The following is a 26,251-nucleotide window of genomic DNA, read 5'->3' on the forward strand; positions in this document are numbered from 1 at the left end:
TGTTCGATCAAAGGAATACCCCGATCATAGCACGAATGGCGGCCGCAGGATCCGTGCTTGCACGCACCATCGGCCGTTGCGGTGCGTGCAAAGCACGCACCCTACGCCATCCCGGCGCGCATTTCCCCATGCAGCCTTGGCCCCGCAACGATCATCCCGTCCACCGTGGCGCGCGGGCTGTTGAAGCGCATGGGATGGCCATGTCGGTCGGTCGCCAGTGCGCCCGCGCGCTGCGCAATCAGACTGCCTGCGGCGATGTCCCATTCCCAGACATGGCGCACCGACAGGGCGGCGTCGAACCGTCCCTCGGCCACCAGGCACAGCCGCCATGCGAGCGAGGGGCGGAATTCGCGGCGAAAGGGCGGGGTCTGGCCGTTCTTCCAGTATTCGGGATCGGTCGCGGATTTATAGGTCAGCACGCGCGCGCCGTTGATGCCCGCCACGCTGGGGCGGATCGGCTGGCCGTTCAGCAGCGCCGGGCCATCCGCATGGGCGGCGAAGGTCAGATCCATCGCGGGCAGATGCACGACCGCCGCGATGATCCGGTCCCCTTCGGCAATTGCCAGCGAATGGGCGAAACCCGCCTGGCCCGCGATAAAGGCGCGGGTGCCGTCGATGGGGTCGATGATGAAGCAGTGGCGCGCATCCAGGCGGGATGCATCGGCCTCGCTTTCCTCGGACAGCCAGCCGTAGTCGGGCCGCGCGCCCGTCAGCATCGTTTGCAGGGCGTCGTTGACGGCCAGGTCGGCCTCGGTCACGGGACCGGCGTCGTCGGGCTTGTCCCAGGCCTTCGGTTCGGCCTTCCAGAAGGACAAGGCGATCGGCCCCACCTGCCGGGCGGCCTTGACCAGCAGGGTCAGGTCGTCCTCAGGCCCCGGCAACGGTCATCCCCCGGACCAGCAGGCTGGGCACCTCGGTCCCGCGCCAGGGCAGTGCGTCGTTCGCCGCCTCCAGCGTCATCAGCATGTCGCGCAGATTGCCCGCGATGGTGCATTCGTTGACCGGCCAGGCGATGCGGCCCCCTTCCACCCAGAACCCCGCGGCGCCCCGCGAATAATCCCCGGTCGTCCCGTTGATCGACGCCCCCAGCATCGAGGTGACGACCAGTCCCGTCCCCATCCGGGCGATCAGGTCGTCCTGTGTCGCCGTTCCAGGCGTCAGGATCACGTTGCTGTTGGTGGGCGAGGGCGCCGACGACATACCGCGCGCGGCCGACGCCGTGCTGTCCATGCCCAGCTTGCGCGCCGTTGCAAGATCCAGCGTCCAGCCTTGCAGCACGCCGTCTTCCACGATCTTGCGGGCCTTGGTCGCCAAGCCTTCCGCATCGAAGGGGCGGGACGAAGGATAGCGGGGACGCAGCGGATCCTCGGTCAGGTCGAAGCCTTCGGGCAGGACTGGCTGGCCCAGATCCTTGCGCAGCCAGCTTGCGCCGCGCGCGATGGCCGCGCCATTCACCGCCGACAGCAGGTGCCCGGTCAGCGACGATGCGACCCGGCGGTCATACAGGATCGGAAAGGCCCCGGTCGGCGGCTTTCGTGACCCGGCGCGTGCCAGCGTGCGTTCCGCCGCCAAGCGGCCGATGTCTTCGGGTGCGGGCAGGTCGGCGGCCCAGACGCGCGATTCCCCGGCATAGTCCCGTTCCATTCCCAAGCCTTCGCCGGTGATGGCGACGGTGGAAACGGCATGGGTCGTGCGTCCGTATCCACCCGAGAACCCGTTCGAGGCCGCAAGCCACAGGAACCGGCGGCTGAATCCGGCATTGGCAGATTCGACCTGGGAAATGCCCGGCATATCCCGCGCCGCAGCCTCGGCCCGCAGAGCCATGTCCTGCAGCGCGTCGGGCGTGGGGTCGGGCTGGTCGTCGGCAATCTGCAAATCGCCCGCATCGCGGTGACGGGCCAGTTGGTCGGGATGGGCGAGGCCCAGCAAATCATCGACCGGCGCTTCTCGGGCCATGGCCACCGCGCGTTCGGCCATTTCCGCAAGGGTGGCCGGGCTGTGGTCCGAGGCCGAGACGCTGGCCTGCCGGCCGCCTAGCAGCACGCGCAGGCCGATTTCCACCCCCTCGGCCCGGTCGGCCTGTTCCAGAGTGCCGCCGCGCATGTCGATGCTGATGGACTGCCCGCTGCTGGTCAGCGCGTCGGCCCCATCCGCGCCCGCGCGCAGCGCCGCATCGACCAGCTGTTCGGCCAGCGACTGCAAATCCACGGGTGCCATCGCGTTTCTCCTTTGGTGCGAACAAAAAGGCCGGGACCGTGGTCCCGGCCCCTGTTTCTGCAGGGGTGCCTTACTTGACCTGCTGGCCGTTGGCAAAGATTTGCCCGCCTTCGCGGAACTCGATTTCCGAGGTGAGCTGGTCGGGATTGCCCTCGGCCGGTTTGGCGAACATCGCCATCATCATGCGCATTCCCATCATCTGTTCCTGCGGCACCAGTCCCATGGCGACCAGCTTGTCCATCAAGCCGTTCACGCCTTCAAAGGTGCCGTTCAGCGTGCCGACCGGTTCGTTCGGATTGTCGCCGAATTCCAGGGCGCCGGTGATGTCGGCCTTGGCGCCCACCGCGTCCAGGGCGATCCTGTTGACGGTCAGCGTTTCGGGAAGGAAGGGGCTTTCCGAGACTGGCATCCCGTCGGCATCCGTCTGCGGCTGGCCCATGGCCGGGTCGAACAGATCCTGGGTGATGACCGCATCGCCGGACAGATCGACGATCAGGCTGGCGGGGTCGCGGGGCAACTGGCTGGTCGGATCGAACAGGTTCCAGATCGCATCCGCAAAGGTCAGCCCTTCAAGCGCATAGGCCAGCTTGAAGGGTTGCGCCGCATCGCCCTTGGTCACGGGGATCAGCATCTCGCCCGAAATCTGATCCAACGCATAGCTGACCGGAAAGGGCAGGGTGCTGATGGTCATTTCGGCCTTGGCATCGGCGGTCGTGGCCTTGTAGCCCAAGCCCCCGCCCGACATCTGGAAGGCGATGTCGCTGGCCCCGGTCGCGAAGCTGCCGGTGCCGGTCTGGTCCTGCCCGTTCTCGTCGCGGCCCGCGACATCGAAGCTGCCTTCCAGGGTGTCATAGGTCACGGTCGTGTCCAGGGTCATGCCCGCCGCCAGGGCCTGGGCCATCTGGCTGCCCAGGTCAAAGGCCTGGCCGGGGGTCTTGCCCGTGCCTTGGCTGGCCAGATTGGTCAAGGCAAGCTGGAAATCCAGCGTGCCGCCCCCTGCATCCGCATCCTCGGCAGGCATCTGGGCCACGATCTGCATCGCCGCCTGGGCGGCCTTCAGGTCGAAGCTAGAGGTCATGCCCCCGTCCGACGCCACATTGCGCTGCGATCCGGCCAGGCCGGTCACGGTGCCCGTGACAGGGATCGTCGCATCCTGTCCCGGTTCCGTCGGCAGCGTGAAGTCGAAGGCCAGCGTGGGATAGCTGTATTCGTACAGCATATCCTCGGGCGTGCCGGACACCACCATCTCGTTGCCGGGCACCTTGATCGTACCGGTCATGGTCATGTCGACCGTTTCCGCAGGGGCGGGTTCAGAAGGCGCCTCGGCACCTGCCTCGGGCGCATCCTCGGGCAGGTCTTCGGTGGGGGCAGGGACGGTGAACCGACTGTTCAGGGCCACGTCACCCTCGACCACGACGCGGACGCGGGCATCGCCGGTTTCCTGAAAGGTCATCTTGGGAAAGGTGACGGAACTGTTGTCGGTCTCGCCGGCCATGGTGAAGACGGCGTCGGTCACGGTCAGGGTATTGCCCGCATCCTCGACCGTGCCGGTGACCTGATAGCCGTAATCGGCGCTGTAGTCTTGCAGGTTTTGCCAGACCTGGGCCGGGGTGACATCTGCCAAGGCGGATCCCGCCCCCAGGGTCAGCGCAAGGACGGATGTTGCAAGGGGGCGGACCATGCCTGATACCTTTCGGAAAATCGTTGCTTGCGGGATTTGTCGCACAGCGGCCCGCCCGCGCCAAGGGAGCAATCGCGTGATCCGTTTCGTGAACCAGGACGGCCTGGCCATTGTCACCATTGACCGTCCCGGCAAGGCCAATTCGCTGACCGGCCAGATGCTGCGCGACCTGACGGCGGCCTTTGACCGGATCGCGGACAGCGATTGCCGGGCCGCCGTGCTGACCGGGGCAGGCACGGTCTTTTCCGCAGGGGCCGACCTGGAGGAGGCCCGGGCGGGCCTTGCCACCTCGCCCGAATGGGAATGCCTGTCGGGCCGCATCGCCGCCCTGCCCTGCCTGACCGTCGCGGCGCTGAACGGCACGCTGGCCGGCGGCGCCTTTGGCATGGCCTTGGCCTGCGACCTGCGCATCGCCGTGCCGGATGCGCGGTTCTTTTATCCGGTGATGCGCCTGGGATTTCTGCCCCAGCCTTCGGATCCCCGGCGGTTGTCGGCCTTGGTCGGCCCTGCGCGGGCCAGGATGATCCTGATGGCGGGCCAGCGGATCGACGCCCGGGAAGCCCTGGCCTGGGGCCTGATCGACCGCATCGCCGCGCCGGGCGACCTGATGGAGGCAGCCCGCGCCTTGGCGGCCGATGCCCTGGCTGCCGCGCCAAGCCATGTCGCCGCGATCAAGGCGATGATCTGACGGGCCGGGCTGCGGAACATTGTCCTGCCTTGGCCGTTTCCCAGCACCTGTTGTCCCGGACGCTTTCCGGCAGGCGCTTGCGCGGACCGCACGCCCGGCGCATCATGAAGGCCATGAAGATAAAGGAGTTTTCCATGCGCAGCATTATCCTGTCCGCTGTCCTTGCCGCCACCACCGCCCTGCCCGTCGCCGCCGACACGATCCGCGTCGGGATGTCTGGCGGGTATTTCCCCTTTACCTTCACCCGCGCCGACGAATTGCAGGGCTTCGAGGTGGACCTGATGAACGCCGTGGGCGAGATCACCGGCGATGACATCGAATTCGTCACCATGTCCTTTTCCGGCCTGATCGGCGCGCTGGAATCGGGCCGCATCGACACGATCGCCAACCAGATCACCATCACCCCGGAACGACAGGCGAAGTTCGCCTTTACCCAGCCTTATGTCTATGACGGCGCTCAGGTGGTGGTGAAGGCCGGAAACGAAGGCGACATCACCGGCCCGGAAAGCCTGAAGGGCAAGTCGGTCGCCGTGAACCTGGGATCGAACTACGAGGAACTGCTGCGCGCGCTGCCCTATGCCTCGGAAATCGACATCCGCACATACGAATCCAACATCGAACAGGACACCGCCCTGGGCCGGGTCGATGCCTTTGTGATGGACCGGGTGTCGTCGGCCCAGGTGATCAAGGAAAGCCCGCTGCCCCTGGCCTTGGCAGGCCAGCCCTTCAGCGAGATCCAGAACGCGCTGCCCTTCCGCAACGACGAGGCCGGGCTGGCCCTGCGCGACAAGGTCGATGGGGCGATCACGCAGCTCAAGGAAAACGGCCAGCTTTCCGAGATCTCGCAAAAATGGCTGGATGCCGACGTGACAAAGCCCCTGGCCGCCGCTGAATGAGGGGGCTGGACACCGCGTATATGTGGGATCTGGTGCCGATCATCCTCGGCTATGTCCCGCTGACCCTGGGCATGGCGCTGATCGCGATGATGGCGGCGCTGATCCTGGCGGCGGCTCTTGCCATTGTGCGCGTGTTGCGCGTGCCGGTGGCGGACAGCATCGTGGCGGTGTTCATCAGCTTCTTTCGCGGCACGCCGCTGCTGGTGCAGTTGTTCCTGTTCTATTACGGCCTGCCGCAACTGGTCCCGGCGCTGACCAGCATCGACGGGGTCACGGCGGCGGTGATCGGCCTGACGCTGCATTTCGCGGCCTATATGGCCGAAAGCATCCGGGGCGCGATCCTTGGCGTGGACCGCAGCCAGTGGGAAGCCGCGCAGTCGATCGGCATGACCCCCGGCCAGGTGCTGCGCCGGATCGTCCTGCCACAGGCGTCGCGGGTGGCCGCGCCCACGTTGATGAACTACTTCATCGACCTGATCAAAAGCACCTCGCTGGCCTTCACCCTTGGCGTGACCGAGATGATGGGCGCAACGCAAAAGGAAGCGGCGGGCAGTTTCCTGTATCTGGAAGCCTTCCTTGTGGTCGCGGTGATCTATTGGATCATGGTCGAGGTTCTGTCGGTCGGGCAACGCTGGATGGAACGGCATCTGGGAAAGGCTGTGGCGCGATGAAGTGCGAAATCGACATCGCGGGCTTGGTCAAGCGCTTCGGCGCGAACACGGTCCTTGACGGCATCGACCTGTGCCTGAAACCGGGCGAACGCGTGGCGATCATCGGCCCGTCGGGAACGGGCAAATCGACGCTGCTGCGCTGCCTGAACTGGCTGGACGCGCCTGATGCCGGACGGATCACGGTAGGCGATCTGTCGGTCGATGCCGCGCGCGCCACGCGGGCCGAGATCCTGGCCTTGCGGCGCAGGACGGGTTTCGTGTTCCAGAACTATGCGCTGTTCGCCAACAAGACCGCGCGCCAGAACCTTATGGAAGGGCTGACCACCGTGCGCGGCTGGCCCAAGGCCAAAGCCGCGGCGCGGGCCGACGAGATCCTGGCCCAGATCGGGCTGGCCGACCGGGGCGACAGCTATCCCTCGGCCATGTCGGGGGGCCAGCAGCAGCGTGTAGGCATCGGCCGGGCCATGGCGTTAGACGCCGACCTGCTGCTGTTCGACGAACCGACCAGTGCGCTTGATCCCGAATGGGTCGGAGAGGTGCTGGATCTGATCCGCAGCATCGCCGACGGACGGCAAACCATGCTGATCGTCACGCACGAGATGCAGTTCGCCCGCGAAATCGCCGATCGGATCGTCTTCATGGAAGGCGGGCGGATCGTCGAGCAAGGACCGCCCGCGCAGATCTTCGGCGATCCGCAGGACGACCGCACGCGCGCCTTTCTGCGCCGCGTGGTCTGAAAGGACGTAAATCCCTCTCGCAGGTCAAGTTTGAAAGATACACGGCGGACGGTGCAGATTATCCACAGTAGAGTTGCAGACTGTTGCCATGAGCGGATACGCCCCTGCATGGACCGCATTTCCGCGGCTGAACACCAAGGCGGTCCACGCCGTGAAGGCCTTCCGGATCGGGCTTGTGGTCCTGGCCTTTCAGGCGGTTCAGCGCAGCCCGGCCGTCTGGTAATAGACATCCACGTTGCGTGCCATGTCATAGCCGATGCCCGATGCGATGATGCAGCTGGTATTGTCGGGGCGCGGGGCGACCAAGGTCCAGGTTCCCATCTGGTCCGAGGCCCACAACTCGGTGGCGGCATGACCGTCGCCCGGCACCGGGGCCTCGTTGAAATCGTCCTGCAGGGTTTGGTGAATCTCGGAATCTGCCGCGCAATAGGGCTGGTCGCCCACGGCCATGTCGGATGTGGGCAGATCCTGGGCTTGTTCCAGCAGCGTGGCGGTCTCGACGCCCGCCATGGCGGGCCAGGCCTGGACCGGCTGGTCGGGGCGGGTGGCGGACAGGGCGGGCATGGCCATCAAGGCCGCGACGCTGCCAGCCATCCCGACACGGGCGATGCGGGTTGCGATGCGGGTCATGGTTTCTGCCTTTCATTCAGTATTTGCTGGGGGAAAACGTGCCATCATCGCCATGGGTTCCACCCTTTGCCGTGACGCGGCGTTGCGCCGCCCCCGGAAACCGGGCAATTCTGTCGGGGAATGAAGGACTAAGGCGACAGGAAGGACGGTCACCGAATGGCGATACTTCTGGGCGATGTGGGGGGCACGAACGCCCGATTGGCGATCGCGCGCAATGGCAGCATCGACCGGGACACGGTGACGCGCTTTCGCGGCGACGACTACCTGACCTTTGACGACGTGGTGCGGCAGTTCCTGCAGGAACAGGACCAGCCGCGCATCAGCGCCGTCTGCGTGGCGGTGGCGGGGCCTGTCAGCGGAGGACGGGCGCGATTGACCAATCGGAACTGGGATTTCGACCAGGACCGGCTGGCCCGGCTGACCGATGCCGATCATGTCCGGCTGATCAACGACCTGACCGCGATGGGATATGCCACACCGGTCCTGGGGGGCGACGGGCTGGCCACGCTGCGCCTTGCACCTGCGGACCGGGCGCGCAACGGACAAGCCCTGGTCGTGAACTTGGGCACCGGCTTCAACGTCTGCGCGGTGCGCAGCCTGCCCGGCGGCTCCATCACCGCGATGGAGGCCGAGGAAGGCCACACCAACCTGCCCGCTAACATCCATCAGCGGCTGCTGGAGGCCGTGGGTCCAGAGGCCATCAAGGGCTTCATCTCGACCGAGGAGGCCTTTGCCGGGCGCGGGCTGTCGCGCCTGCACGCGGCCCTGACCGGCACCGCCCCCGTGCGCAGCGAACAGATCGACGCGGCAGCCGATGCGGGCGACCCGGCGGCCAATGCGACCTATGACCTGTTCACTGAACTGGTCGGATTGCTGTGCCGGGAACTGGCGCTGCGCTTCATGCCGCTGGAAGGGCTGTTCTTGGCAGGCAGCGTCGGCCGCAGCATCGCCGACCGGATGGATCTGTTCGAGAAGTCCTTCCTGGCCGAGCCTTACATGCGCCATATCCCTGAAAACACGCCAATCTTCCTGATCCGGGACGACATGGCCGCGCTGCATGGCTGCCTGGCCGCGCTGTCCTGACCGCAACAGATCACGGAAAGCTGACCACCGGCGGTTTTTTGGCCCATGAATCGCTGGATTCGCCCGAACGATCCTGTTCAAATGCCCCAAAGCAAGAACACACGGGGCAGGAACAATGCGGGCATATCTGCGGGCGGTGCTGGTGGCCGCGGCCACGGCAGGCTTGGGCGGCGCGGTATGGGCGCAATCGTCCAACCCTTTTTCGGGGCTGTTCGGCGGCAACCAGGCCGAAGGCCCCGTGTCCCTGCGGTTCGAGGTTCAGGGCGACGACGATCTGGACCAGCGGCTGCGCAACAGCTCTCTGATCTCGGGCGCCCTGTCCGAGGGGCGCACCACCGGCCAGGACGTGCTGGCTGCGGCCCGGGGCGATTACGCGCGCATCCTGGGCAACCTGTATGACCAAGGCTATTATTCCGCGATCATCAACATCACCCTGGACGGGGTCGAGGCGGCGGAAATCGCGCCGCTCGACGCGCCCGACATCGTGCGCACGGTCGTGGTCAGCGTCCAGACCGGACCGCGCTTCCGCTTTTCCCGCGCGGCCATTGCCCCCGTGGCACCGGGGACCGAACTGCCGGACGAATACCGGCAAGGAGAGGTCGCGGGCACCGGCACGATCCGGAGCGCGGCGCGTGCGGGTGTGGCAGGCTGGCGTGACGTGGGCCACGCCAAGGCCGAGGTCGCGGGCCAGGAAATCACCGCCGATCACATCGCCAATGTCGTGGACAGCCGGATCGGCCTGGCGCCCGGCCCCACCGTCACCTTTGGCCGGTTGAACATGCGCGGCTACGACCGCCTGGATCCCCGCCGCCTGCACAAGATCGCGGGCCTGCCCGAGGGCAAACGCTTCGACCCCGAGGAGGTCGAGGATGTGCGCAAGCGCCTGCGCCGGTCGGGGGTCTTTTCCGCCATCACGCTGGAAGAAGCGGAAACCCTGAACCCCGACGGCAGCATGGACATCAACCTGACCGTGGTCGAACAGAAACCCCGGCGCATCGGGGCGGGGTTCGAGATCTCGTCCACTGACGGGGCGATGGTCTCGGCCTACTGGATGCACCGCAACCTGCTGGGCGGCGGCGAACGGCTGCGAATCGAGGGCGAGGTCAAGGATGTCGGATCCGACACCAGCGGCAAGGACGAACGGATCACCCTGCGCATCGACCGCCCGGCGACCGTCACGCCCGACACCACCGCCTATGTGCTGACAAGCCTGTCCCGGATGCGGGAGGAAGATTACGACGAGGATACGGGCAGCATCGCCTTGGGCTTCAATCACATCTTCAGCGACCGCTTCACCTTTGACACGGCGATCCAGTACCAGGTCTCGCGGGTTTATGACGAGGGCGGCGAGGAAACGGATTTCAAGACGCTGGCCTTTCCGACCAGTGTGATGTGGGACGCGCGCGACAATGAAAACAACGCCAAGCGCGGTTATTACCTGCAAGGCGACGCGACGCCTTTCAAGGGTTTCGACGGGACCGATACCGGGGTCCGCCTGTTGGGCGAAGGCCGCGCCTTTTATTCCCTGGGGGACGAGGATCGGTTCACCTTCGCAGGCCGCGCCCGCATTGGCAGCGTCCTGGGCAGCGAGATCGAGAACACGCCGCGCAATTACCTGTTCTTCTCGGGCGGCGGCGGCACCGTGCGCGGACAGCCCTATCAGTCGCTGGGGGTCGAGGAGATCGCCGGTCCCAATGGTCCGATCAAGACCGGCGGGATGAGCGTGGCCAACCTGTCCGCCGAGGTCCGCTTTCAGGTGCGCGAACGCATCGGCGTCGTGGCATTCGCCGATTACGGCGAGGTTTGGGCGGAAGATGGCTGGAATGGCGGCAGCGAATGGCACTCGGGGGCGGGCATCGGCGTTAGGTACGACACGCCCATCGGGCCGCTGCGTTTCGACGTGGCCGGACCTACCGGGGGGGACACCGGCGAGGGCGTGCAACTGTATCTTGGACTGGGGCAGGCTTTCTGATGCGCAAGATCTGGTTGATCGTCTTTGCAATGCTGTTTCCGCTGTCGGTCATGGCACAGACCGCCGCCGAGATTTCCCAGCAGGAAAGCGACGACCGGGGCTTTCTGACCCGGCTTCTGGAACGCAACCTGTCGGGTGCGGGCCGCGAGGTCGTGATCGACGGGTTCCAAGGCGCGCTGTCGTCCCGCGCGACCTTCGAGCGGATCAGCATCGCCGATGCGGACGGCGTCTGGCTGACGCTGAACGACGGCGCAATCCAGTGGAACCGGTCTGCCCTGCTGCGCGGCCGGATCGAGATCGCGGAACTGTCGGCCCGCGAGATCCTGCTGCCCCGCCTGCCCATGGGCGAAGAACAGGCCCCGACTGCCGAAGCGCGCGAATTCGAATTCGCCCTGCCTGAACTGCCGGTGGCGATTAACATCGAGCAGATCCGGGCCGAGCGGGTGGAACTGGGGGAACCCGTGATCGGCGTTGCCGCCGCGATTTCCCTGGCTGGCAGCATGAGCCTTGAAGGCGGCGAGGGCCAGGCCAAGCTGGCGATCCAGCGGTTGGATGGCCCTCGCGGCAGCTTCAACCTGGATGCCGGGTTTTCCAACGAAACGCAAGTTCTGCGCGTGGACCTGACGCTTGACGAGGCCGAGGACGGGCTGCTGGTCAACCTGATCGACCTTTACGACAAGCCATCCGTGGTGGCCGAGATCAGCGGCGAAGGCCAGATCAAGGACTTCGGCGTCGATATCAAGCTGGCGACCGATGGGTTGCCGCGGGTGACGGGCCGGGTCAGCGCATCGGGCGCCCTCGGCCCTGCCGGAACGCCCGGCACAAATTTCACGCTGCAACTGGGCGGCGACGTGGCCTCCTTGCTGGCGCCGGGAAACCGCGCCTTCTTCGGCAATGAGGTGCAGCTTCGCGCCGAAGGCTGGCGAGGCGACGATGGGCGGCTGGCCATCCCGACGCTGAATCTGGTGACGGAGGCGCTGTCGTTGGAGGGATCGCTGGCCGTCAATGCCCAGGGCGCCCCCCAGAACGCCGAATTGCGGATCGCGCTTGGATCGGATGCGGGCGCGGCGCAGGTGCCGGTCCCCCTGCCCTTTGCGGGCGAAAACTCGACCGTCGAATCGGGGCGACTGGAACTGCAATACGATGCGGCCGAAGGGCAGGGCTGGACGTTGAACGGGCGTGTCGGCGCCCTGGATCTGGGCGATGTGCGACTGGGCGAGTTGCAACTGGACGGATCCGGCGCCGTGGTTCTGGACGGCGGCAGCCTGCAGTCGCTGAAAAGCGGCATCCGCTTCGGGTCGCGGCAGATGGTCTTTGCCGATGCGGGCCTGGCCCAGGCCATCGGGTCCGAGATCACGGGCAGCACCCGCTTTGATTTCACCCCCGGAAACGTCGTGGAATTTTCCGGCCTGACGGTCAGTGGTCCCGATTATGGTCTTGACGGCCTGGTCCTGCTGTCAGGCCTGGGCAGCGGCTTTGTCCTGTCGGTCGATGCCGATGCCCGATACGAGGACTTGGCCCGCCTCTCGACCCTTGTGGGGCGGGATGTCCAGGGCCAGGCCCAGGCAAGCCTGCGCGGTTATTACCGCTTCCTGACCCGCAGCTTCGACATCGACGCCAGCGTGACCGGCACCGATATCGCGGTGGACCAGCCGCAGCTGGACCGGCTGCTGGAAGGCCAGTCTACGATCACCCTTGACGCCCGCCGCGATGAAACCGGGATCGAGATCGAAAGCCTGTCCGTCAACGCGCAGCGGCTGACCGCCCAGGCCCAGGGCTATGTCAACAGCCTGTCCAGCGACATGACCGCGACGATCTCGATGCCTTCGTTGCAGGATGCCGATCCCGATTTCTCGGGCGCGCTTCAGGCGGATGCCAAGCTGTCGGGGCCGTCCGGCGCCCGGCAACTGACCGTCAGCGGAGAAGCCGAGGATCTGCGCATCGGCATCCAGGCCTTGGACAACGCGCTTGCAGGCCAGACCACCCTGACCGTGCTGGCGGCCGAGAAGCCCGAGGGTTACGAGGTCGAGATCTTCCGCCTGGCGAACCCCCAGATCCGCGCCGAAGGGCGGGGCAGCTTTGCCCAAGGCGCGCTTGACGCGACCGTCGATCTGTCGGTGCCCGACCTATCGGCCATCCGCAGCGGCTGGACCGGCGGCTTCGATGCCATGGCACGGTTGACCGAACAGGACGGGACACGCTTTGTCGACCTGACCGGATCGGGGCAGAACCTGTCCTTCGGGGTCCAGAACGCCGATGCTGCCCTGACCGGCACCACCCGCCTGCGCGTTCAGGCCGAGGAAAAGGACGGCACCGTCACCCTGCGCGACGTGGAACTGGTCAACGATCAGATGAACGCAACCGCGCAAGGCACCTATGGTCCCGGCGTCACGGATATTTCCGCCGATGTCGCGGTGGCCTCGCTTGCGCCATTCGGTCCCGGTTGGCGCGGCGCCTTGGATCTGACCGGCAGCTTTCGCGAGGCAGGCGACGGCGTCCGGCGGCTGGAGGTCACGGGCACCGGGCGCGACCTGGCCTTTGGCCAGGCCCAGGTCGATGGCGCGCTTGCGGGCGAAACCCGGCTGGCGGTCACCGGCACCGAGCAAAACGGCGTCTTCACCATCGAGCAGGCGCAGATCGACAACCTGCGCCTGAACGCCACGGCTGCTGGCACCGTGGGCGGCGACCAGACCGACGTGTCGGCCCAAGTCAACGCCCAGGATCTGCGTTTCCTGGGCAATGGCATCAGTGGCGCGCTGAACGCGGATGCGCGGCTGGTCCAGGACGGCGCGGTCCGCCGTATCACTGCAACGGGGTCGGCATCGGGCCTGTCGGTCGGTCAGCCGCGTGTCGATCCTCTGTTGCGGGGGCAGACCAGCTTTGACATCGCTGCCACGCAGGGAGAGGCCGGGATCTCGGTCCAGCGGCTGAACGTCCAGAACCCGCAACTTCAAATCCAGGCCGAAGGCGACACCGCCAGCGGCATGACCGTCACGGCCAGGCTGGCCGACCTGGGTCTGCTGCAACCTGAATTCCCCGGCCCGGTGCAGGTGAACGGCAGCGTCCGAGAGGAGGGCGCGAATTTCGTCCTGGACCTGTCCGCCACGGCCCCCGGCAACACCCGGATGCAGGTCGCGGGCAGCGTGGCGCGCAACTTCTCGACCCTGTATCTGGGGATCAACGGCAGCAGCGATGCCTCGATCGCCAATACCTTTGTCCGCACCCGCAGCATCGAGGGGCCGTTGTCCTTTGATCTGGCGGTCAACGGCCCGCCTTCCTTGCAATCGGTCAGCGGGCGGGTGCAACTGACCGACGGTCGCATTTCCGACCCCGGCGTCGGCATCAGGCTGGAAGGGGTGAATGCCACCGCCGACTTGGCGGGCGGGCGGATCAACCTGGATGCGGATGCCGCCGTGGCCGCTGGCGGGCGCGTCAGCGTAACCGGGCCGATCGATCTGCAAGGCGGCACGCTGGATCTGGCGATCCTGCTGGACCGGGTCGTCGCGCGCGATCCCAACCTGTATGAAACCGAAATTAGCGGCAATCTGCGCATGTCAGGCCGCAATGCCGACGGCCCGCTGATTTCCGGCACCATCGAGCTGGGCGAAACGGAAATCCGCATCCCCTCGACGGGGCTTGGCGGAGCAAAGGCGATCCCCGACATCAACCATGTCGGCGACACCCGGCCCGTCCGGTCCACCCGCGCCAAGGCGGGGCTGGAACCTTATCCCAGCGATGCATCCCGCGAGGCGGGTCTGGCCGGGCCGCCGTCCACCCCGCCATCGGCCCCGCCGCGGCTGGATCTGCTGATCAATGCCCCAAACCAGGTCTTCGTGCGGGGACGTGGCGTGGACGCCGAACTGGGCGGGTCGCTGCGGGTCCAGGGCACCACGCGAAACGCCATTCCCATCGGCTTTCTGGAACTGATCCGGGGCAGGGTCGATTTGCTGGGCAGGCGCTTCGACCTGACCGAGGGGCTGGTCGAACTGCAAGGCAGCCTGATCCCGGTGATCCGGCTGGTGGCCGAAACCGAACAGGACGGCATCACCACCCGCGTCATCATCGACGGAGAGGTGCGCGACCCCGAGATCACCTTCGAATCCTCGCCCGAACTGCCCGAGGAGGAGGTCTTGTCCCAATTGCTGTTCGGTCGAGGGCTGGACAATATCAGTCCCTTGCAGGCAGCCCAGCTTGCCAATGCCATTGCCGTCCTGGCCGGGCGCGGGGGCGAGGGGATCATCGGCAACCTGCGCAACCAGGTGGGTTTGGATGATCTGGATCTGGCGACCGACGACGACGGCAATGTCCAGGTCCGGGCCGGCAAATACCTGTCCGACAATCTTTATACCGATGTCGCAGTGGGGGCGGACGGCAAAAGCAGCCTGAACCTGAACCTGGATGTGACAGAATCGCTGACCGCGCGCGGATCGGTGGGAACAGAAGGGGACAGCACCCTGGGGATCTATTTCGAACGGGATTACTAGGGCCGGGACAGCACAGTCCCCGTCTGCGCCTCTGTGGCACCTTGGGCCTGCACTGGAACAAGACCCAAGGACAGCCTGACGCAAGATTTCGGCAAGGCTGTAGAAGGGGTTATGTCCTGCTTTTCCTACCCAGGCCACCAGCATGGTGACGCCGGTTCAGGAAAAGCCGGTGCCGCTGCCTGCACAGGGGGTGCCGGGTTTCGCACTGTCGGGCGGCGTGGTCCGGAAAAAACCTGCCGGTGCAATCGCCAGATCGGCGGTATTCCGCATTTGATGTTTCATAATCGATCTTTTTCTGAAAATGCACGTTATGGTTGAGGATTATCACTCTGCCAAGGCGTGTCCATGTCCTATGCCAATGCGAACGAACGCTATTTCGCCAGCCTGATCAATCAGTCCCGCAAGGCCGAGGGGCTGGCGGCCCTGACCCTGGAAAAGCGCCTGAACGATTCGGCCGATGCCCACAGCCGCTGGATGCTAGACACGGATGTGTTTTCCCATACGGGGCAGGGGGGGTCATCCTCGCGCCAACGGATGGAAAAGGCGGGCTTCGATCTGGCCGGGAAATGGATGACGGCAGAAAACATCGCTTATGTCAGCGTCCAGGGCGAAAGCGACCTGCGGGACGAGATTCGGGCATTGCACCAGAACCTGATGAATAGCCCCGGCCATTACGCCAATATCATGGGCAATTCGGCCTATGTGGGCATCGGGCTTCAGCTTGGAACCATGACGGTCGGCGGCAAGGATTACCGGGTGCTGATGGCGACGCAGAACTTTGCCGATACCGATGGGCTGGTTCGGGTGGATACCGGAACGTTCCAACGTGTCGCGCAGCCTGCGGTGAGCGGCGCCATGCAGGCCCGCGCCGACTGGCTGGACGTCTTTAACGGAAAAGGCTTCGTCACGGCTGCCAGTGGCACGGCGTTGAACGACGATTACCGCTTGGGCGACCATCATGACAGCGTATCCGCCGGGGCGGGCCATGACTGGATCGCAGGCGGCGGCGGCAATGACCGGCTGCTTGGTGAGGCAGGCGATGACCGATTGGTCGGGGATGTGGGGGCCGACACGCTGAACGGCGGGACGGGCCATGACACCCTGCAAGGCGGCACCGCCAATGATACGCTGTCGGGCGAGGACGGCAATGATCTGCTGCGCGGTGACGCGGGCAACGACAGCCTGTGGGGCGGGACAGGGTCCGATCGCCTGTTAGGGGGCGACGGGCAGGACAGGCTGGCAGGGGATGCCGGCAATGACTGGCTGGCCGGGGATGCGCTGAACGACACCCTGTCAGGCGGCGACGGCAACGATACCTTGCATGGTGGCGCAGGAAACGACCTGCTGAACGGCGGTGCAGGGATGGATACCTTCTTGTTTGCGCCGGGCGGCGGATCCGACACGATCCAGTCCTATGAACAGGGGATAGACCGTTTGCTGATCCCCCAGGCCCGGCTGGATTCGGATCCTGCGGCCTTTATGCGCGATCACATGGAAAAGACATCTGCTGGTGTGGTGATCGACCTTGGCGGAGGCGACCGCATCGTCGTGGCGGGCGCCACCCTGACGATCACCCAAATTGCGGATGATATTTTCGTATATTGAACGGTGGATCAACCCCAAGGTGTAAGATGACACGAAAATGCCCGCCAAAATAGGCGGGCACACTCGCTAAGTCATTGCAATAACGCAATTCTACTACCCGCACTCAACAAATCCGGGCGTGGGGGGTTCCTGGGTTTCTGCTAAAATCGACCGTTTGGTCAGGGTTTTTGCTTCACATTCTTGCGCATTGACAAACCGGGAGAACCGGACGTCCCTTGGGCAAGGATGAGATCAGAACAGCGTGGCGCCCATGATCGTCGATCCTATCGCACCGGTGCGGGATATCACCAGCCGCCCTCTGGCGCGCCTTGCCTTGGGTAGGGGGCTGGCCAGCAGGGGTTGGTCGCCTGCGGCCTGACCGATGCACCGCTGCATCATGGTCATGGGTCCAAGCGGGGTGGGCAAGTCCACAGTGGCCGAAGGCATCGCCCGCTACCTGGACGCCGCGCTGATCGAGGGTGACGATTACCATCCCCCGGAAAATCGCGCCGCTATGGCGGCAGGACACCCGCTGGACGATGCGATGCGCCGCCCTTGGCTTTTGGCGCTTGCCGAGGCGGTACGCCAATCGGCCAGGACTCGCGAGACCGTCTTTGCCTGCTCGGCCCTGCGCCGCAGTTATCGCGACCTGCTGCGCGACCGCATCGGGCCGCTGGTGCTGGTTTATCCCCATGCGCCGCGCGACCTGATCCTGTCGCGGATGAAGAACCGAAATCACTTCATGCCGCCTGCGCTTCTGGCGTCGCAGCTTGCCACGCTTGAAGAACCGGGAACGGACGAAGACCCCATCCGGCTGGACACCGCCCGCCCCCTGGATCAAGTTCTGGCTGCGGCCTTGGAACACCTATAGCCCTCTGCTGCGCCAGGGTTGCAGCGGATCAGCATCATACATCCAGCACCGGGAAAACGTGCGTCACTGGTCCTGCCGGGACACAGGAATCCTGCGGCCTATGGCGCAGTGCTGATGCCGGATGCCCTGGCGATGCCGTCGGCCGGGATCGCCGGCTCAGCCTTGGGACAGGATCGCCTGGATCACCCGGTCTGCGGCATCTTCGGGGGACAGCGACGCCGTGTTGACGACCAGTTCGGCCTGTTCGGGGGCCTCATAGGGGCTGTCGATGCCGGTGAAGTTCTTCAGCTGGCCCGCCCGCGCCTTTTTATACAGGCCCTTCACGTCACGCGCCTCGGCCACCTCCAACGGGGTATCGACATAAACCTCGATGAACTCGCCCGCCGCCATCATGTCGCGCACCATCCGCCGTTCGGACCGGAAGGGCGAAATGAAGGCCGTCAGCACGATCAGGCCTGCGTCAGACATCAGTTTTGCAACCTCCCCCACGCGGCGGACGTTTTCGACGCGGTCGGCGTCGGTAAAGCCCAGGTCGCGGTTCAGCCCGTGGCGCACGTTGTCGCCGTCCAGCAGGAAGGTATGCTTGCCCATCGCGTGCAGCTTGCGTTCGACGATATTGGCGATGGTCGATTTGCCCGACCCCGACAGGCCGGTGAACCAGACGACCCTGGCCCGCTGGTTCTTCTGGGCGGCATGGGCGTCGCGGTTGATGTCGGTCGATTGCCAGTGGATGTTCTGCGACCGGCGCAGCGCGAAATGCAGCATCCCGGCGGCGATGGTGGCATTGGTCATCCGGTCGATCAGGATAAAGCCGCCCAGGTCCGGGTTGTCGCCATAAGCCTCGAACGGGACAGGCCGGTCGGTCGAGATGTTGACCACGCCGATGGCATTCAGGCCCAGCGTCTTGCTGGCCAGATGCTCGGTCGTGTTGACGTTCACCTCGTATTTCGGCTCGGTAATGGTGGCGCTGACGGTCTGCGTCCCGATCTTGAGCAGATAGGGGCGGCCCGGCAGCATCTCGGCCTCGTCCATCCAGACCAGGGTTGCCTCGAACTGGTCTGCGACCTCGCAGGGCGCGTCGGCGCGCACGATCACATCGCCGCGCGAACAGTCGATCTCGTCGGAAAAGGTCAGGGTCACGGATTGGCCTGCGACGGCCTGGGTCAGGTCGCCGTCAAAGGTGGCGATGGACTTGACGGTCGTGGTCTTGCCCGAGGGCAGGACGCGGACCGGATCGCCCGGATGGACAAGGCCCGCGCTGATCTGGCCCGCAAAGCCGCGGAAATCCAGATGCGGGCGGTTCACCCATTGCACCGCCATGCGGAACGGGCGGTCCTGCATGCGGGTGTCGCTGATCGGCGCGTCTTCCAGATGGCCCAGCAGGGTCGGGCCCTGGTACCAGGCCATTTCGGGGCTTTGCGTGACGATGTTGTCGCCCTTCAGGCCCGAAATCGGGATCGGCAGAAAGCTTTCCAAGCCGATCTGCTTGGCAAAGTGGCTGTAGTCGCTGACAATTTCATAGAACCGCTCGGCCGAGTAATCGACCAGGTCCATCTTGTTGACGGCCAGCACCACATTGCGGATGCCCAGCAGGTTCACCAGATAGCTGTGGCGCCGCGTCTGGGTCAGCACGCCCTGGCGCGCGTCGATCAGGATCACCGCCAGATCGGCGGTGGAGGCGCCCGTGACCATGTTGCGGGTGTATTGTTCATGGCCCGGGGTGTCGGCCACGATGAACTTGCGCTTGTCGGTGGCGAAGAAGCGATAGGCCACGTCGATGGTGATGCCCTGTTCGCGTTCGGCCGCCAATCCATCGACCAGCAGGGCAAAATCGATGTCTCCACCTTGGGTGCCCGATACCTTGCTGTCGTATTCCAGCGACGCCAGTTGATCCTCGAAGATCATCTTGCTGTCGTAAAGCAGCCGCCCGATCAGCGTCGATTTGCCGTCATCGACCGATCCGCAGGTGATGAAGCGCAGCATGGTCTTGTGCTGGTGCTTCACAAGATAGGCGTCGATGTCCTGGGCGATCAGGGCATCGGTGACATAGACGGGATCCTGGGCATGCGCGGTCATCAGAAATACCCCTCTTGCTTCTTCTTCTCCATGGACGCTGCCTGGTCCTTGTCGATGGCGCGGCCCTGGCGTTCGGACGTGGTGGTCAGCAGCATTTCCTGGATCACCTCGGGCAGGGTGCGGGCACTGGATTCCACCGCCCCGGTCAAGGGATAGCAGCCCAGCGTGCGGAACCGGACCGAGCGCATCTGCGGCTGTTCCCCATCCTTCAGGGGCATACGGTCGTCATCGACCATGATCAGCAGCCCGTCGCGTTCCACGACCGGGCGCGGTTCGCTGAAATACAGCGGAACGATGTCGATATTCTCCAGGTGGATGTATTGCCAGATGTCCAGTTCGGTCCAGTTAGACAACGGGAACACCCGGATGGATTCGTCCTTGGCTTTGCGGGTGTTGAACAGCTTCCACAGTTCCGGCCGCTGGTTCTTGGGATCCCAACGGTGGTTGGCAGAGCGGAAGGAAAAGATGCGTTCCTTGGCGCGCGATTTTTCCTCGTCACGGCGCGCGCCGCCGAAGGCCACGTCGAAATTGTATTTCGTCAGCGCCTGTTTCAGCCCCTCGGTCTTCCACATGTCGGTGTGCAGGGGGCCGTGGTCAAAGGGGTTGATGCCTTGCGCCAATGCCTCGGGATTCTGATGGACGATCAAGTCCATGCCTGCCGCCTTGGCAGCCTTGTCGCGCAGGTCGTACATCGCGCGGAATTTCCAGGTCGTGTCCACGTGCAGCAGAGGAAAGGGCGGGGGGGCCGGAAAAAAGGCCTTGCGCGCCAGATGCAGCATGCAGGCCGAATCCTTGCCCACCGAATACAGCATCACCGGGTTTTCGGCGTTTGCCACAACCTCTCGCATGATATGGATGCTTTCAGCTTCCAGGCGTTGCAAATGCGTCAGGGTTGCCGGGGCGATCGGGGTATCTGATTGGCTGTTCATGGCATCGGCTTTCGGTTCGTCACGGGCAGGCATCTGCCAGGTCAGGCTGATCCGCTATCCTTCAGCAGGGGGCAAGATGCAAGTTTGGAATGCGGAAAAACCCAAGTTTCCTGCGGATTCAACCTTCCCCGGAACGCTGTTCCGCCGCCGTGGCCAAGGCCAGGCCATCGACCACGGCGGTAAAGGCCTCGGACCGGTGCAGGCGGGCATCGGGCAGGCAGCGCGCCGTCAGATTCGTGACCAGGCGCATCAGGCTGGACCCGCCCACCAGCACCACATCACCAATGTCGCGCCCGGCGATCCCCGCCCGCACCAGCGTTTCCGCGACGGCCCTTTCCAGATCCGTGCCGAACCCCTGCAATGCGTCCGCCAGCGACCGGCCGCAGATCGGCGCCGCCAGGCGCGGCTGGATGAAGCCCATGCCGATCTGCGCGTCGTCCCCCCGGTTCGCGGCAATCTTGCCGCGTTCCACGGCAAAGGCCAGGTCGTTGCCCGTTTCGTCCGTCAGCACCGTGACCAGCCGGTCCATTTGCTCCGGTTGCACCGCCAGCCGCGCCATCTGTGCGGCCAGCCTGCGGTTTTCCGGGGTATAGACAAAGGGAATATGCGCCCAGGTTGCCAGATCGGCATAGATCGCGTTGGGCACCGGCAGCAGGCCCGGTCCCATCTCGCGACGCAACTGCGATCCGTGGCCCAGCAGCGGCATGGCATGGCTCAGCGACAGGGCGCCGTCGAAATCCGTCCCGCCCAGGCGGATGCCGTGGCTGGCAAGGATCCGCACCCCGTCCCCTTCTGTGCGATACACCGAAAAGTCCGAGGTGCCGCCGCCGATATCCACGATCAGGCCGGTCCGGCCCGCAGCCCCCATGCCGTGGCAGGCCAGGGCCGCAGCCTCGGGTTCGGGCATGAAGCCCACATGATCGAAGCCCGCCGCATGATAGCAGGCACGCAGATCGGATTCCGCCTGGGCGTCGCGGACAGGATCGGCATGGAAACGCACCGGACGCCCTGACAAGGCGCGGGTCTGCGGCTGGCCGGTCGCGGCTTCGGCCCGCGCGCGCAATTCGGCCAGGAAGGCGGCGATCACCTCGGCCAGCGTCCGCCGCTTGCCGCTGATGAGCCGCGATTCATGCAGCAAGGGCGTGCCCAGAACGCTTTTGAGCGCCCGCATGTAACGGCCTTCCTCGCCGCCGATCAAAGCCTGTGCGGCGGCATCGCCGATGCGCATGGCGCCGCCGCGCGCGGGAAAGAAGACGGCGGTGGGCAGGGTATCGGATCCCCCCTCGATCGGCACGCGCCGTACCGTCCCGCCCTCCAGGATCGCCACGGCGGTGTTCGAGGTTCCAAAGTCGATGGCAAGCGTGCTGGTCATGGCTGGACCTTCCGGCTGAAAGGCAGGCTGGCTATCCGATGCGACACAAGCCCGCAAGCAGAAGCCCGAAAGACGGGTTGACGCCGCGATCAACAATGCAACAGTCAGGGGACGCAAGGCGAACCACCCGGAAGGCAGGCGCGACGGCATGATCGACCCACAGCACGCAACGCCCCGGCCTCACGCCCCGGTCCCTGACGATCCGGCGACAATGCCCTTTCCGCTGATCAGCGACATATCCGCCGCGCGTTGGCTGCTGGTCTTCATCATCGCCGCTGCGATCTATTTCTTTCACGGCTTTCTGGTGCCGGTGCTGGCGGCGACGATCATCGCATTCGCCAGTTGGCCCCTGTCGCGCAGCGTGCAGCGTGCCTTGGGGATCGACCGCACCACCACGGCGGCGCTGTTCGTTCTGGTGATCGTGCTGTTCCTGGTGGTGCCCGTCACGATGGCGCTGCTTTATGCGTTCCGCGAATTGCAGCAATGGATTTACTGGGTGTTCGAGGTGAATGCCAATGGCGCCCCCGCACCCCTGTGGATGACCGGCCTGCCCCGCATCGGCGACTGGATCGACGAACAATGGACGCGCCATATCGGCCAGCCCGGCGCCATCGCGGAATTGGTGCAACTGACCAGCGGAAACACCATCGCTTCCATCTATCGCAGCGTGCTGGCGGCGGGAAACCTCGCCTTTCACCTGGCGCTGAATTTGCTGTTCATGCTGATCGCGTTGTTCGTGTTCTATCGCGACGGCCACAAGATCGCGGGCCAGATCGACATCATCGGCGCGCGCATCCTGCCGCGCCGTTGGGAACGGCTGTCGCGCGTGGTGCCGCTGACGATCAGCGCCACGGTCACCGGCATGACCCTGATCGCCATCGGCGAGGGGGTGGTGCTGGGCATCGCCTATTGGATCGCGGGCGTGCCCTCGCCGGTGACGCTGGGCGTCATCACGGGCATCTTGGCGCTGATCCCCGGCGGCGCGCCTTTGTGTTTCACGCTGGTGTCGATCTACCTTGTGGCCAGCGGATCGGCGCTGGCGGGCGTCTTGCTGTTCGTCTGGGGGTCGGTCGAACTGTTCATTGTGGACAAGACCATCCGCCCGGTGCTGGTCGGCGGGCCGGTCAAGATGCCGTTCCTACCCACGTTCTTCGGGCTGGTGGGGGGCGTCAAGACCATGGGCATCGTGGGCCTGTTCGTGGGTCCGGTGCTGATGGCCCTGCTGGTCGCGATCTGGCGCGAATGGCTGCGAGAGATCAGCGAACATCCGCAAACCCCTTGATTGGCCGCCCGGGCTGAATATGATCCCGCCATGGCGTGTGCTGCGTGCGCCCAGGGACGACCCCTGAATACGGAGACTGGTTGCAACCGTTTCTGACAAAGGGGGGCTGTTCATGGCAGGCCGCATTCAAAACACCATCCGCAAGTTTCTGGACAACGGGTCATCGGGGGGGCTGCTGCTGATGGCCTCGGCGGCGCTTGCGCTGATCGTTGCCAACTCGCCGCTGTCAGAGGCCTATTTCGACATCCTTCACGCCTATGTCGGGCCGCTGTCGGTGGCGCACTGGATCAACGACGCGTTGATGGCGCTGTTCTTCCTGATGGTCGGGCTGGAGATCAAACGGGAAATGGTGGACGGCCACCTGTCGTCCTGGCCGCGCCGGATCCTGCCCGGTGTCGCGGCGGCGGCAGGGATGGCGGTTCCGGCCCTGGTCTATCTGTTCTTCACCACAGGCACAGGGGCGACGCATGGCTGGGCGATCCCGTCGGCCACTGACATCGCCTTTGCGTTGGGCGTGCTTTCGCTGCTGGGACCACGGGTGCCCACATCGCTCAAGGTGTTTCTGGCGGCCCTGGCGATCATCGACGATCTGGGTGCGGTGATCGTGATCGGGCTGTTCTATACCGCCGACGTGTCGCCTGTTTATCTAGGCCTTTCGGCAGTTGTTTTGGCCGTCTTGGCCGGGTTGAACCTTTCCGGCGTGATGCGGCTTTCGCCCTATCTGATCATGGGCGCAGTCCTGTGGTTTTTCGTCTTGCAGTCGGGAATCCATGCCACCATCGCAGGTGTCATGCTGGCGCTGACCATCCCGTTGAAGCGCACCCCCACCACGCCAGAGGCGCATGGATCAGAAAGCCCGCTGCACCGGCTGGAACATGCCCTGATCGTGCCGGTATCATTCGTCATCATCCCAATCTTCGGCTTTGCCAATGCCGGGGTCAGCTTCGCGGGACTGGGGATGGAGGCACTTGTGGCCCCTGTGACCCTGGGCGTTGCCGCTGGCCTGTCCATCGGAAAGCTGGTCGGGATCTTCGGGGCCGTCACCATCCTGGTCAAGCTGGACTGGGCCGACCTGCCGGTCGGCGCAAGCTGGATGCAGATGCTGGGCACCACCCTTTTGTGCGGGATCGGCTTTACCATGAGCCTGTTCATCTCGCTTCTGGCCTTCAACGAGCCGCTTCTGCAAGACGAGGCCAAGATCGGCATCCTGATCGGGTCTCTGATCTCGGGCCTTGCGGGCTATACGGTCCTGCGCTTTGCCAAACGCGAGGCGCCGCGCCGGATGCAGCCGGCCCGCTGATCATACTGGCCAGACCGACAGGATCAGCGGCACCCCGGTCAGCACGACCAGGATTGACAGCGGCAGGCCCAGCCGGGGATAGTCGCTGAACCGGTATCCCCCCGGTCCCATGACCAGGGTGTTGCACTGATGCCCGATGGGCGTCAGGAAATCGCAGCCCGCGCCCACCGCGACGGCCATCAGGAATGCCTCGGGCGCGTAACCCAGCGTGCCCGCAAAGGTCACGGCGATGGGGGCCATCACCAGGACGGTGGCCGCGTTGTTCAGGAACGGCGTCACCGCCATGGCCGCGACCATGATCAGCGCCACCGCCCCCCAGACCGGCAGCCCGGTCGCCACATCCGACAGCCAGGCGCCGATCAGGTCGGTGCCGCCGGTGGTCTGCAGGGCCTCGCTGACGGGGATCAGCGATCCCAGCATGATCAGCAGCGGCCATTCGACCGCGTCATAGGCGCCTTCCGGGCTGATCGCCCCGGACAGGATCATCAGAACCGCCGCGCCGAAAAAGGCGATGGCGACTGGCAGGATTCCGGCGGCCGTCAGTCCCATTGCCGAACCCAGGATCAGGATCGGCATCAGTTCCTTTCTGACGCTGCCGATGCGCAGGAGGCGTTCGGCCAGGGGCAGCAGGCCCAGCGACCGGATGCGTTCGGGCAACAGCTCTACCGGGCCTTGCAGCAGCAGCACATCGCCCGCCTGCAACCGCGTCTTGGACAGCCGTTCGGTCATCCGGTGGCCCGACCGCGACACCGCCAGCAGGCTGATGCCTTGTTCATCGAACAGCCGGATGCTGCCGACGCTCTTGCCGATCAGGCTGGAGGTTACGGTCGTCACCGCCTCGATCACCCCGATCTTGCTGGCTGGCAGTTCCAGCTTCGAGGCCGCGTCATGGCCTGTCAGTTCAAGCCCGCCCTGGGCGACGGCGCGTTCGATCCCGTCGGGTTCGCCTCGCAACAGCAGGATGTCGCCGTGCTCGATCACGGTGTCGAACAGCACCACCTTGCGCCGTTCGCCGCCCCGGATCAGGCCGGTGATGGTGATCTCGCCATCCGCCATGCCGATCAGCGCGCCAATGGTGCGGCCGGCTGCGGCGGATCCCTCGGGGACTGTGGCCTCGGTGTTATAGTCGCTGATCTTGACCGCCTCGCCCAGGGATGCGGTGGCGCGGCGGTCGGACGGCAGCAGCCGCCAGGCAAACATCAGGAAGATGACGCCCACCGCGGATAGGCCCAGCCCCACCGGGGCAAAATCGAACATCCGGAACGGCTGGCCGGTCATCTCCTCGCGCACCCCCGATACGATGATGTTGGGCGATGTGCCGACCAAGGTAATGAGTCCCCCCAGCAGCGATCCAAAGGACATGGGCATCAGATAAAGCGAGGGCGACTGGCCGGATTTCTTGGCCATCTTCAAGGCGGCGGGCATCATCATCGCCAGGGCGCCGATGTTCTTGACCAGCGACGACAACAGCGTGACCGTGCCGACCAGCACCAGAAGCTGCACCCCCATGGTCGTGAACTTGCGCACCAGCCAGCGCAGCACGGCCTCGATGATGCCGGACCGGGACACGGCGGCGCTGACCACCAGGGCGCTGCCCACGATGATGACGATGTCGTCGCTGAACCCGGTGAATGCTTCGTCGGGCGAGACCGTTCCCGCCAGCAGGGATGCCAGCAATGCCAGCATCGCCACCACGTCATAGCGAAGCCTGCCCCAGATGAACAACACCATCATCACGCCGACGATGGCGAAGGCAAGCATCTGCAGTAGTGTCATGA

22 protein-coding genes are annotated in these 26,251 nt (G+C 65.2%); 13 read left to right on the plus strand and 9 right to left on the minus strand.

Going from position 1 to position 26,251, the window contains the following annotated elements; translation table 11 throughout:
- Positions 1-101: 101 nt before the first annotated feature.
- The 3 genes from LZ585_RS00515 to LZ585_RS00525 all read right to left on the minus strand — a co-directional run bounded on the left by LZ585_RS00515 (position 102) and on the right by LZ585_RS00525 (position 3,898).
- Positions 102-881: an inositol monophosphatase family protein gene (locus LZ585_RS00515; protein ID WP_234854452.1), complete on the minus strand. Its 780-nt coding sequence runs from the start codon at positions 879-881 to the stop codon at positions 102-104.
- Complete coding sequence (locus LZ585_RS00520) at positions 868-2,217, minus strand: TldD/PmbA family protein (RefSeq protein ID WP_234854454.1); 1,350 nt, start codon at positions 2,215-2,217, stop codon at positions 868-870. The genes LZ585_RS00515 and LZ585_RS00520 overlap by 14 nt, the downstream gene beginning before the upstream one ends.
- A gap of 70 nt (positions 2,218-2,287) precedes the next feature.
- Entirely contained in the window at positions 2,288-3,898 is a 1,611-nt protein-coding gene (locus LZ585_RS00525) for a DUF2125 domain-containing protein (protein ID WP_234854455.1), read from the minus strand.
- A 76-nt stretch (positions 3,899-3,974) separates the two neighbouring features.
- Here LZ585_RS00525 and LZ585_RS00530 point away from each other — a divergent pair, with 76 nt between their 5' ends.
- The 5 genes from LZ585_RS00530 (at position 3,975) to LZ585_RS14830 (ending at position 7,113) form a co-directional block, all read left to right on the plus strand.
- Complete coding sequence (locus tag LZ585_RS00530) at positions 3,975-4,586, plus strand: enoyl-CoA hydratase/isomerase family protein (RefSeq protein ID WP_234854457.1); 612 nt, start codon at positions 3,975-3,977, stop codon at positions 4,584-4,586.
- Positions 4,587-4,720: 134 nt separating this feature from the next.
- Positions 4,721-5,482 carry an amino acid ABC transporter substrate-binding protein gene (locus LZ585_RS00535; RefSeq protein ID WP_234854458.1) on the plus strand — a complete coding sequence of 254 codons (762 nt, stop codon included), beginning with the start codon at positions 4,721-4,723 and terminating at the stop codon, positions 5,480-5,482.
- On the plus strand, positions 5,479-6,153 hold the full coding sequence (locus tag LZ585_RS00540) for an amino acid ABC transporter permease (RefSeq protein WP_234854459.1): 675 nt from the start codon (positions 5,479-5,481) through the stop codon (positions 6,151-6,153). Before LZ585_RS00535 ends, LZ585_RS00540 begins: the two co-directional genes overlap by 4 nt.
- On the plus strand, positions 6,150-6,890 hold the full coding sequence (locus LZ585_RS00545; protein ID WP_234854461.1) for an amino acid ABC transporter ATP-binding protein: 741 nt from the start codon (positions 6,150-6,152) through the stop codon (positions 6,888-6,890). Before LZ585_RS00540 ends, LZ585_RS00545 begins: the two co-directional genes overlap by 4 nt.
- 88 nt (positions 6,891-6,978) lie before the next feature.
- Entirely contained in the window at positions 6,979-7,113 is a 135-nt protein-coding gene (locus LZ585_RS14830; protein WP_256445632.1) for a hypothetical protein, read from the plus strand.
- On the opposite strand, the gene LZ585_RS00550 is transcribed toward LZ585_RS14830, so the two are convergent.
- The gene (locus tag LZ585_RS00550) at positions 7,089-7,520 is read right to left on the minus strand and encodes a hypothetical protein (RefSeq protein ID WP_234854462.1); all 432 of its coding nucleotides are present in this window, start codon (positions 7,518-7,520) and stop codon (positions 7,089-7,091) included. The two genes, LZ585_RS14830 and LZ585_RS00550, sit on opposite strands and share 25 nt — an antisense overlap.
- 156 nt (positions 7,521-7,676) lie before the next feature.
- Here LZ585_RS00550 and LZ585_RS00555 point away from each other — a divergent pair, with 156 nt between their 5' ends.
- The 5 genes from LZ585_RS00555 to LZ585_RS00570 all read left to right on the plus strand — a co-directional run bounded on the left by LZ585_RS00555 (position 7,677) and on the right by LZ585_RS00570 (position 16,664).
- A complete protein-coding gene (locus tag LZ585_RS00555) occupies positions 7,677-8,603 on the plus strand; it encodes a glucokinase (RefSeq protein ID WP_234854464.1) in 927 nt (308 codons plus the stop codon).
- Between the two features lie 115 nt (positions 8,604-8,718).
- On the plus strand, positions 8,719-10,575 hold the full coding sequence (locus tag LZ585_RS00560; protein WP_234854465.1) for an autotransporter assembly complex protein TamA: 1,857 nt from the start codon (positions 8,719-8,721) through the stop codon (positions 10,573-10,575).
- Positions 10,575-15,059 (plus strand): translocation/assembly module TamB domain-containing protein, encoded by a 4,485-nt coding sequence (locus LZ585_RS00565; protein WP_234854466.1) that lies wholly within the window; start codon positions 10,575-10,577, stop codon positions 15,057-15,059. The genes LZ585_RS00560 and LZ585_RS00565 overlap by 1 nt, the downstream gene beginning before the upstream one ends.
- A 142-nt stretch (positions 15,060-15,201) precedes the next feature.
- Positions 15,202-15,333, plus strand: a complete 132-nt coding sequence (locus LZ585_RS14835) for a hypothetical protein (RefSeq protein WP_256445633.1) — start codon at positions 15,202-15,204, stop codon at positions 15,331-15,333.
- A gap of 71 nt (positions 15,334-15,404) precedes the next feature.
- A complete protein-coding gene (locus LZ585_RS00570; RefSeq protein ID WP_234854468.1) occupies positions 15,405-16,664 on the plus strand; it encodes a CAP domain-containing protein in 1,260 nt (419 codons plus the stop codon).
- A gap of 231 nt (positions 16,665-16,895) precedes the next feature.
- Here the strand turns inward: LZ585_RS00570 and LZ585_RS00575 are convergent, their stop codons facing one another.
- On the minus strand, positions 16,896-17,048 hold the full coding sequence (locus LZ585_RS00575) for a hypothetical protein (protein ID WP_234854470.1): 153 nt from the start codon (positions 17,046-17,048) through the stop codon (positions 16,896-16,898).
- Between LZ585_RS00575 and LZ585_RS00580 the strand changes: the two genes are divergently transcribed.
- Positions 17,041-17,514 (plus strand): gluconokinase, encoded by a 474-nt coding sequence (locus LZ585_RS00580; protein ID WP_234854471.1) that lies wholly within the window; start codon positions 17,041-17,043, stop codon positions 17,512-17,514. The two genes, LZ585_RS00575 and LZ585_RS00580, sit on opposite strands and share 8 nt — an antisense overlap.
- A gap of 156 nt (positions 17,515-17,670) precedes the next feature.
- Here the strand turns inward: LZ585_RS00580 and cysN are convergent, their stop codons facing one another.
- The 3 genes from cysN to LZ585_RS00595 all read right to left on the minus strand — a co-directional run bounded on the left by cysN (position 17,671) and on the right by LZ585_RS00595 (position 21,891).
- On the minus strand, positions 17,671-19,590 hold the full coding sequence (gene cysN, locus LZ585_RS00585) for a sulfate adenylyltransferase subunit CysN (protein WP_234854473.1): 1,920 nt from the start codon (positions 19,588-19,590) through the stop codon (positions 17,671-17,673).
- Complete coding sequence (gene cysD, locus LZ585_RS00590; RefSeq protein WP_234855864.1) at positions 19,590-20,519, minus strand: sulfate adenylyltransferase subunit CysD; 930 nt, start codon at positions 20,517-20,519, stop codon at positions 19,590-19,592. Before cysD ends, cysN begins: the two co-directional genes overlap by 1 nt.
- Positions 20,520-20,637: 118 nt before the next feature.
- Complete coding sequence (locus LZ585_RS00595; protein WP_234854474.1) at positions 20,638-21,891, minus strand: Hsp70 family protein; 1,254 nt, start codon at positions 21,889-21,891, stop codon at positions 20,638-20,640.
- 148 nt (positions 21,892-22,039) lie between these two features.
- Between LZ585_RS00595 and LZ585_RS00600 the strand changes: the two genes are divergently transcribed.
- Together LZ585_RS00600 and nhaA are read left to right on the plus strand one after the other, a co-directional pair.
- Positions 22,040-23,173, plus strand: coding sequence for an AI-2E family transporter (locus tag LZ585_RS00600; protein ID WP_390625083.1), 1,134 nt, complete (start codon positions 22,040-22,042; stop codon positions 23,171-23,173).
- Between the two features lie 112 nt (positions 23,174-23,285).
- On the plus strand, positions 23,286-24,473 hold the full coding sequence (gene nhaA / locus LZ585_RS00605) for a Na+/H+ antiporter NhaA (protein WP_234854475.1): 1,188 nt from the start codon (positions 23,286-23,288) through the stop codon (positions 24,471-24,473).
- Here nhaA and LZ585_RS00610 read toward each other — a convergent pair whose 3' ends face one another.
- Positions 24,474-26,249, minus strand: coding sequence for an SLC13 family permease (locus LZ585_RS00610; RefSeq protein ID WP_234854477.1), 1,776 nt, complete (start codon positions 26,247-26,249; stop codon positions 24,474-24,476).
- Between the last annotated feature and the right edge of the window lie 2 nt (positions 26,250-26,251).

Source organism: Paracoccus everestensis, assembly GCF_021491915.1.
GTDB classification, from domain to species: Bacteria; Pseudomonadota; Alphaproteobacteria; order Rhodobacterales; family Rhodobacteraceae; genus Paracoccus; species Paracoccus everestensis.

Coding starts and splice junctions, on each gene's coding strand:
- LZ585_RS00520 (WP_234854454.1), bottom strand. CDS start 2,217: ATGGCACCCGTGGATTTGCAGTCGCTGGCCGAACAGCTGGTCGATGCG.
- LZ585_RS00525 (WP_234854455.1), bottom strand. CDS start 3,898: ATGGTCCGCCCCCTTGCAACATCCGTCCTTGCGCTGACCCTGGGGGCG.
- LZ585_RS00535 (WP_234854458.1), top strand. CDS start 4,721: ATGCGCAGCATTATCCTGTCCGCTGTCCTTGCCGCCACCACCGCCCTG.
- LZ585_RS00540 (WP_234854459.1), top strand. CDS start 5,479: ATGAGGGGGCTGGACACCGCGTATATGTGGGATCTGGTGCCGATCATC.
- LZ585_RS00545 (WP_234854461.1), top strand. CDS start 6,150: ATGAAGTGCGAAATCGACATCGCGGGCTTGGTCAAGCGCTTCGGCGCG.
- LZ585_RS14830 (WP_256445632.1), top strand. CDS start 6,979: ATGAGCGGATACGCCCCTGCATGGACCGCATTTCCGCGGCTGAACACC.
- LZ585_RS00550 (WP_234854462.1), bottom strand. CDS start 7,520: ATGACCCGCATCGCAACCCGCATCGCCCGTGTCGGGATGGCTGGCAGC.
- LZ585_RS00555 (WP_234854464.1), top strand. CDS start 7,677: ATGGCGATACTTCTGGGCGATGTGGGGGGCACGAACGCCCGATTGGCG.
- LZ585_RS00560 (WP_234854465.1), top strand. CDS start 8,719: ATGCGGGCATATCTGCGGGCGGTGCTGGTGGCCGCGGCCACGGCAGGC.
- LZ585_RS00565 (WP_234854466.1), top strand. CDS start 10,575: ATGCGCAAGATCTGGTTGATCGTCTTTGCAATGCTGTTTCCGCTGTCG.
- LZ585_RS14835 (WP_256445633.1), top strand. CDS start 15,202: ATGGTGACGCCGGTTCAGGAAAAGCCGGTGCCGCTGCCTGCACAGGGG.
- LZ585_RS00570 (WP_234854468.1), top strand. CDS start 15,405: ATGTCCTATGCCAATGCGAACGAACGCTATTTCGCCAGCCTGATCAAT.
- LZ585_RS00580 (WP_234854471.1), top strand. CDS start 17,041: ATGGTCATGGGTCCAAGCGGGGTGGGCAAGTCCACAGTGGCCGAAGGC.
- LZ585_RS00575 (WP_234854470.1), bottom strand. CDS start 17,048: ATGACCATGATGCAGCGGTGCATCGGTCAGGCCGCAGGCGACCAACCC.
- cysN (WP_234854473.1), bottom strand. CDS start 19,590: ATGACCGCGCATGCCCAGGATCCCGTCTATGTCACCGATGCCCTGATC.
- cysD (WP_234855864.1), bottom strand. CDS start 20,519: ATGAACAGCCAATCAGATACCCCGATCGCCCCGGCAACCCTGACGCAT.
- LZ585_RS00595 (WP_234854474.1), bottom strand. CDS start 21,891: ATGACCAGCACGCTTGCCATCGACTTTGGAACCTCGAACACCGCCGTG.
- LZ585_RS00600 (WP_390625083.1), top strand. CDS start 22,040: ATGATCGACCCACAGCACGCAACGCCCCGGCCTCACGCCCCGGTCCCT.
- nhaA (WP_234854475.1), top strand. CDS start 23,286: ATGGCAGGCCGCATTCAAAACACCATCCGCAAGTTTCTGGACAACGGG.
- LZ585_RS00610 (WP_234854477.1), bottom strand. CDS start 26,249: ATGACACTACTGCAGATGCTTGCCTTCGCCATCGTCGGCGTGATGATG.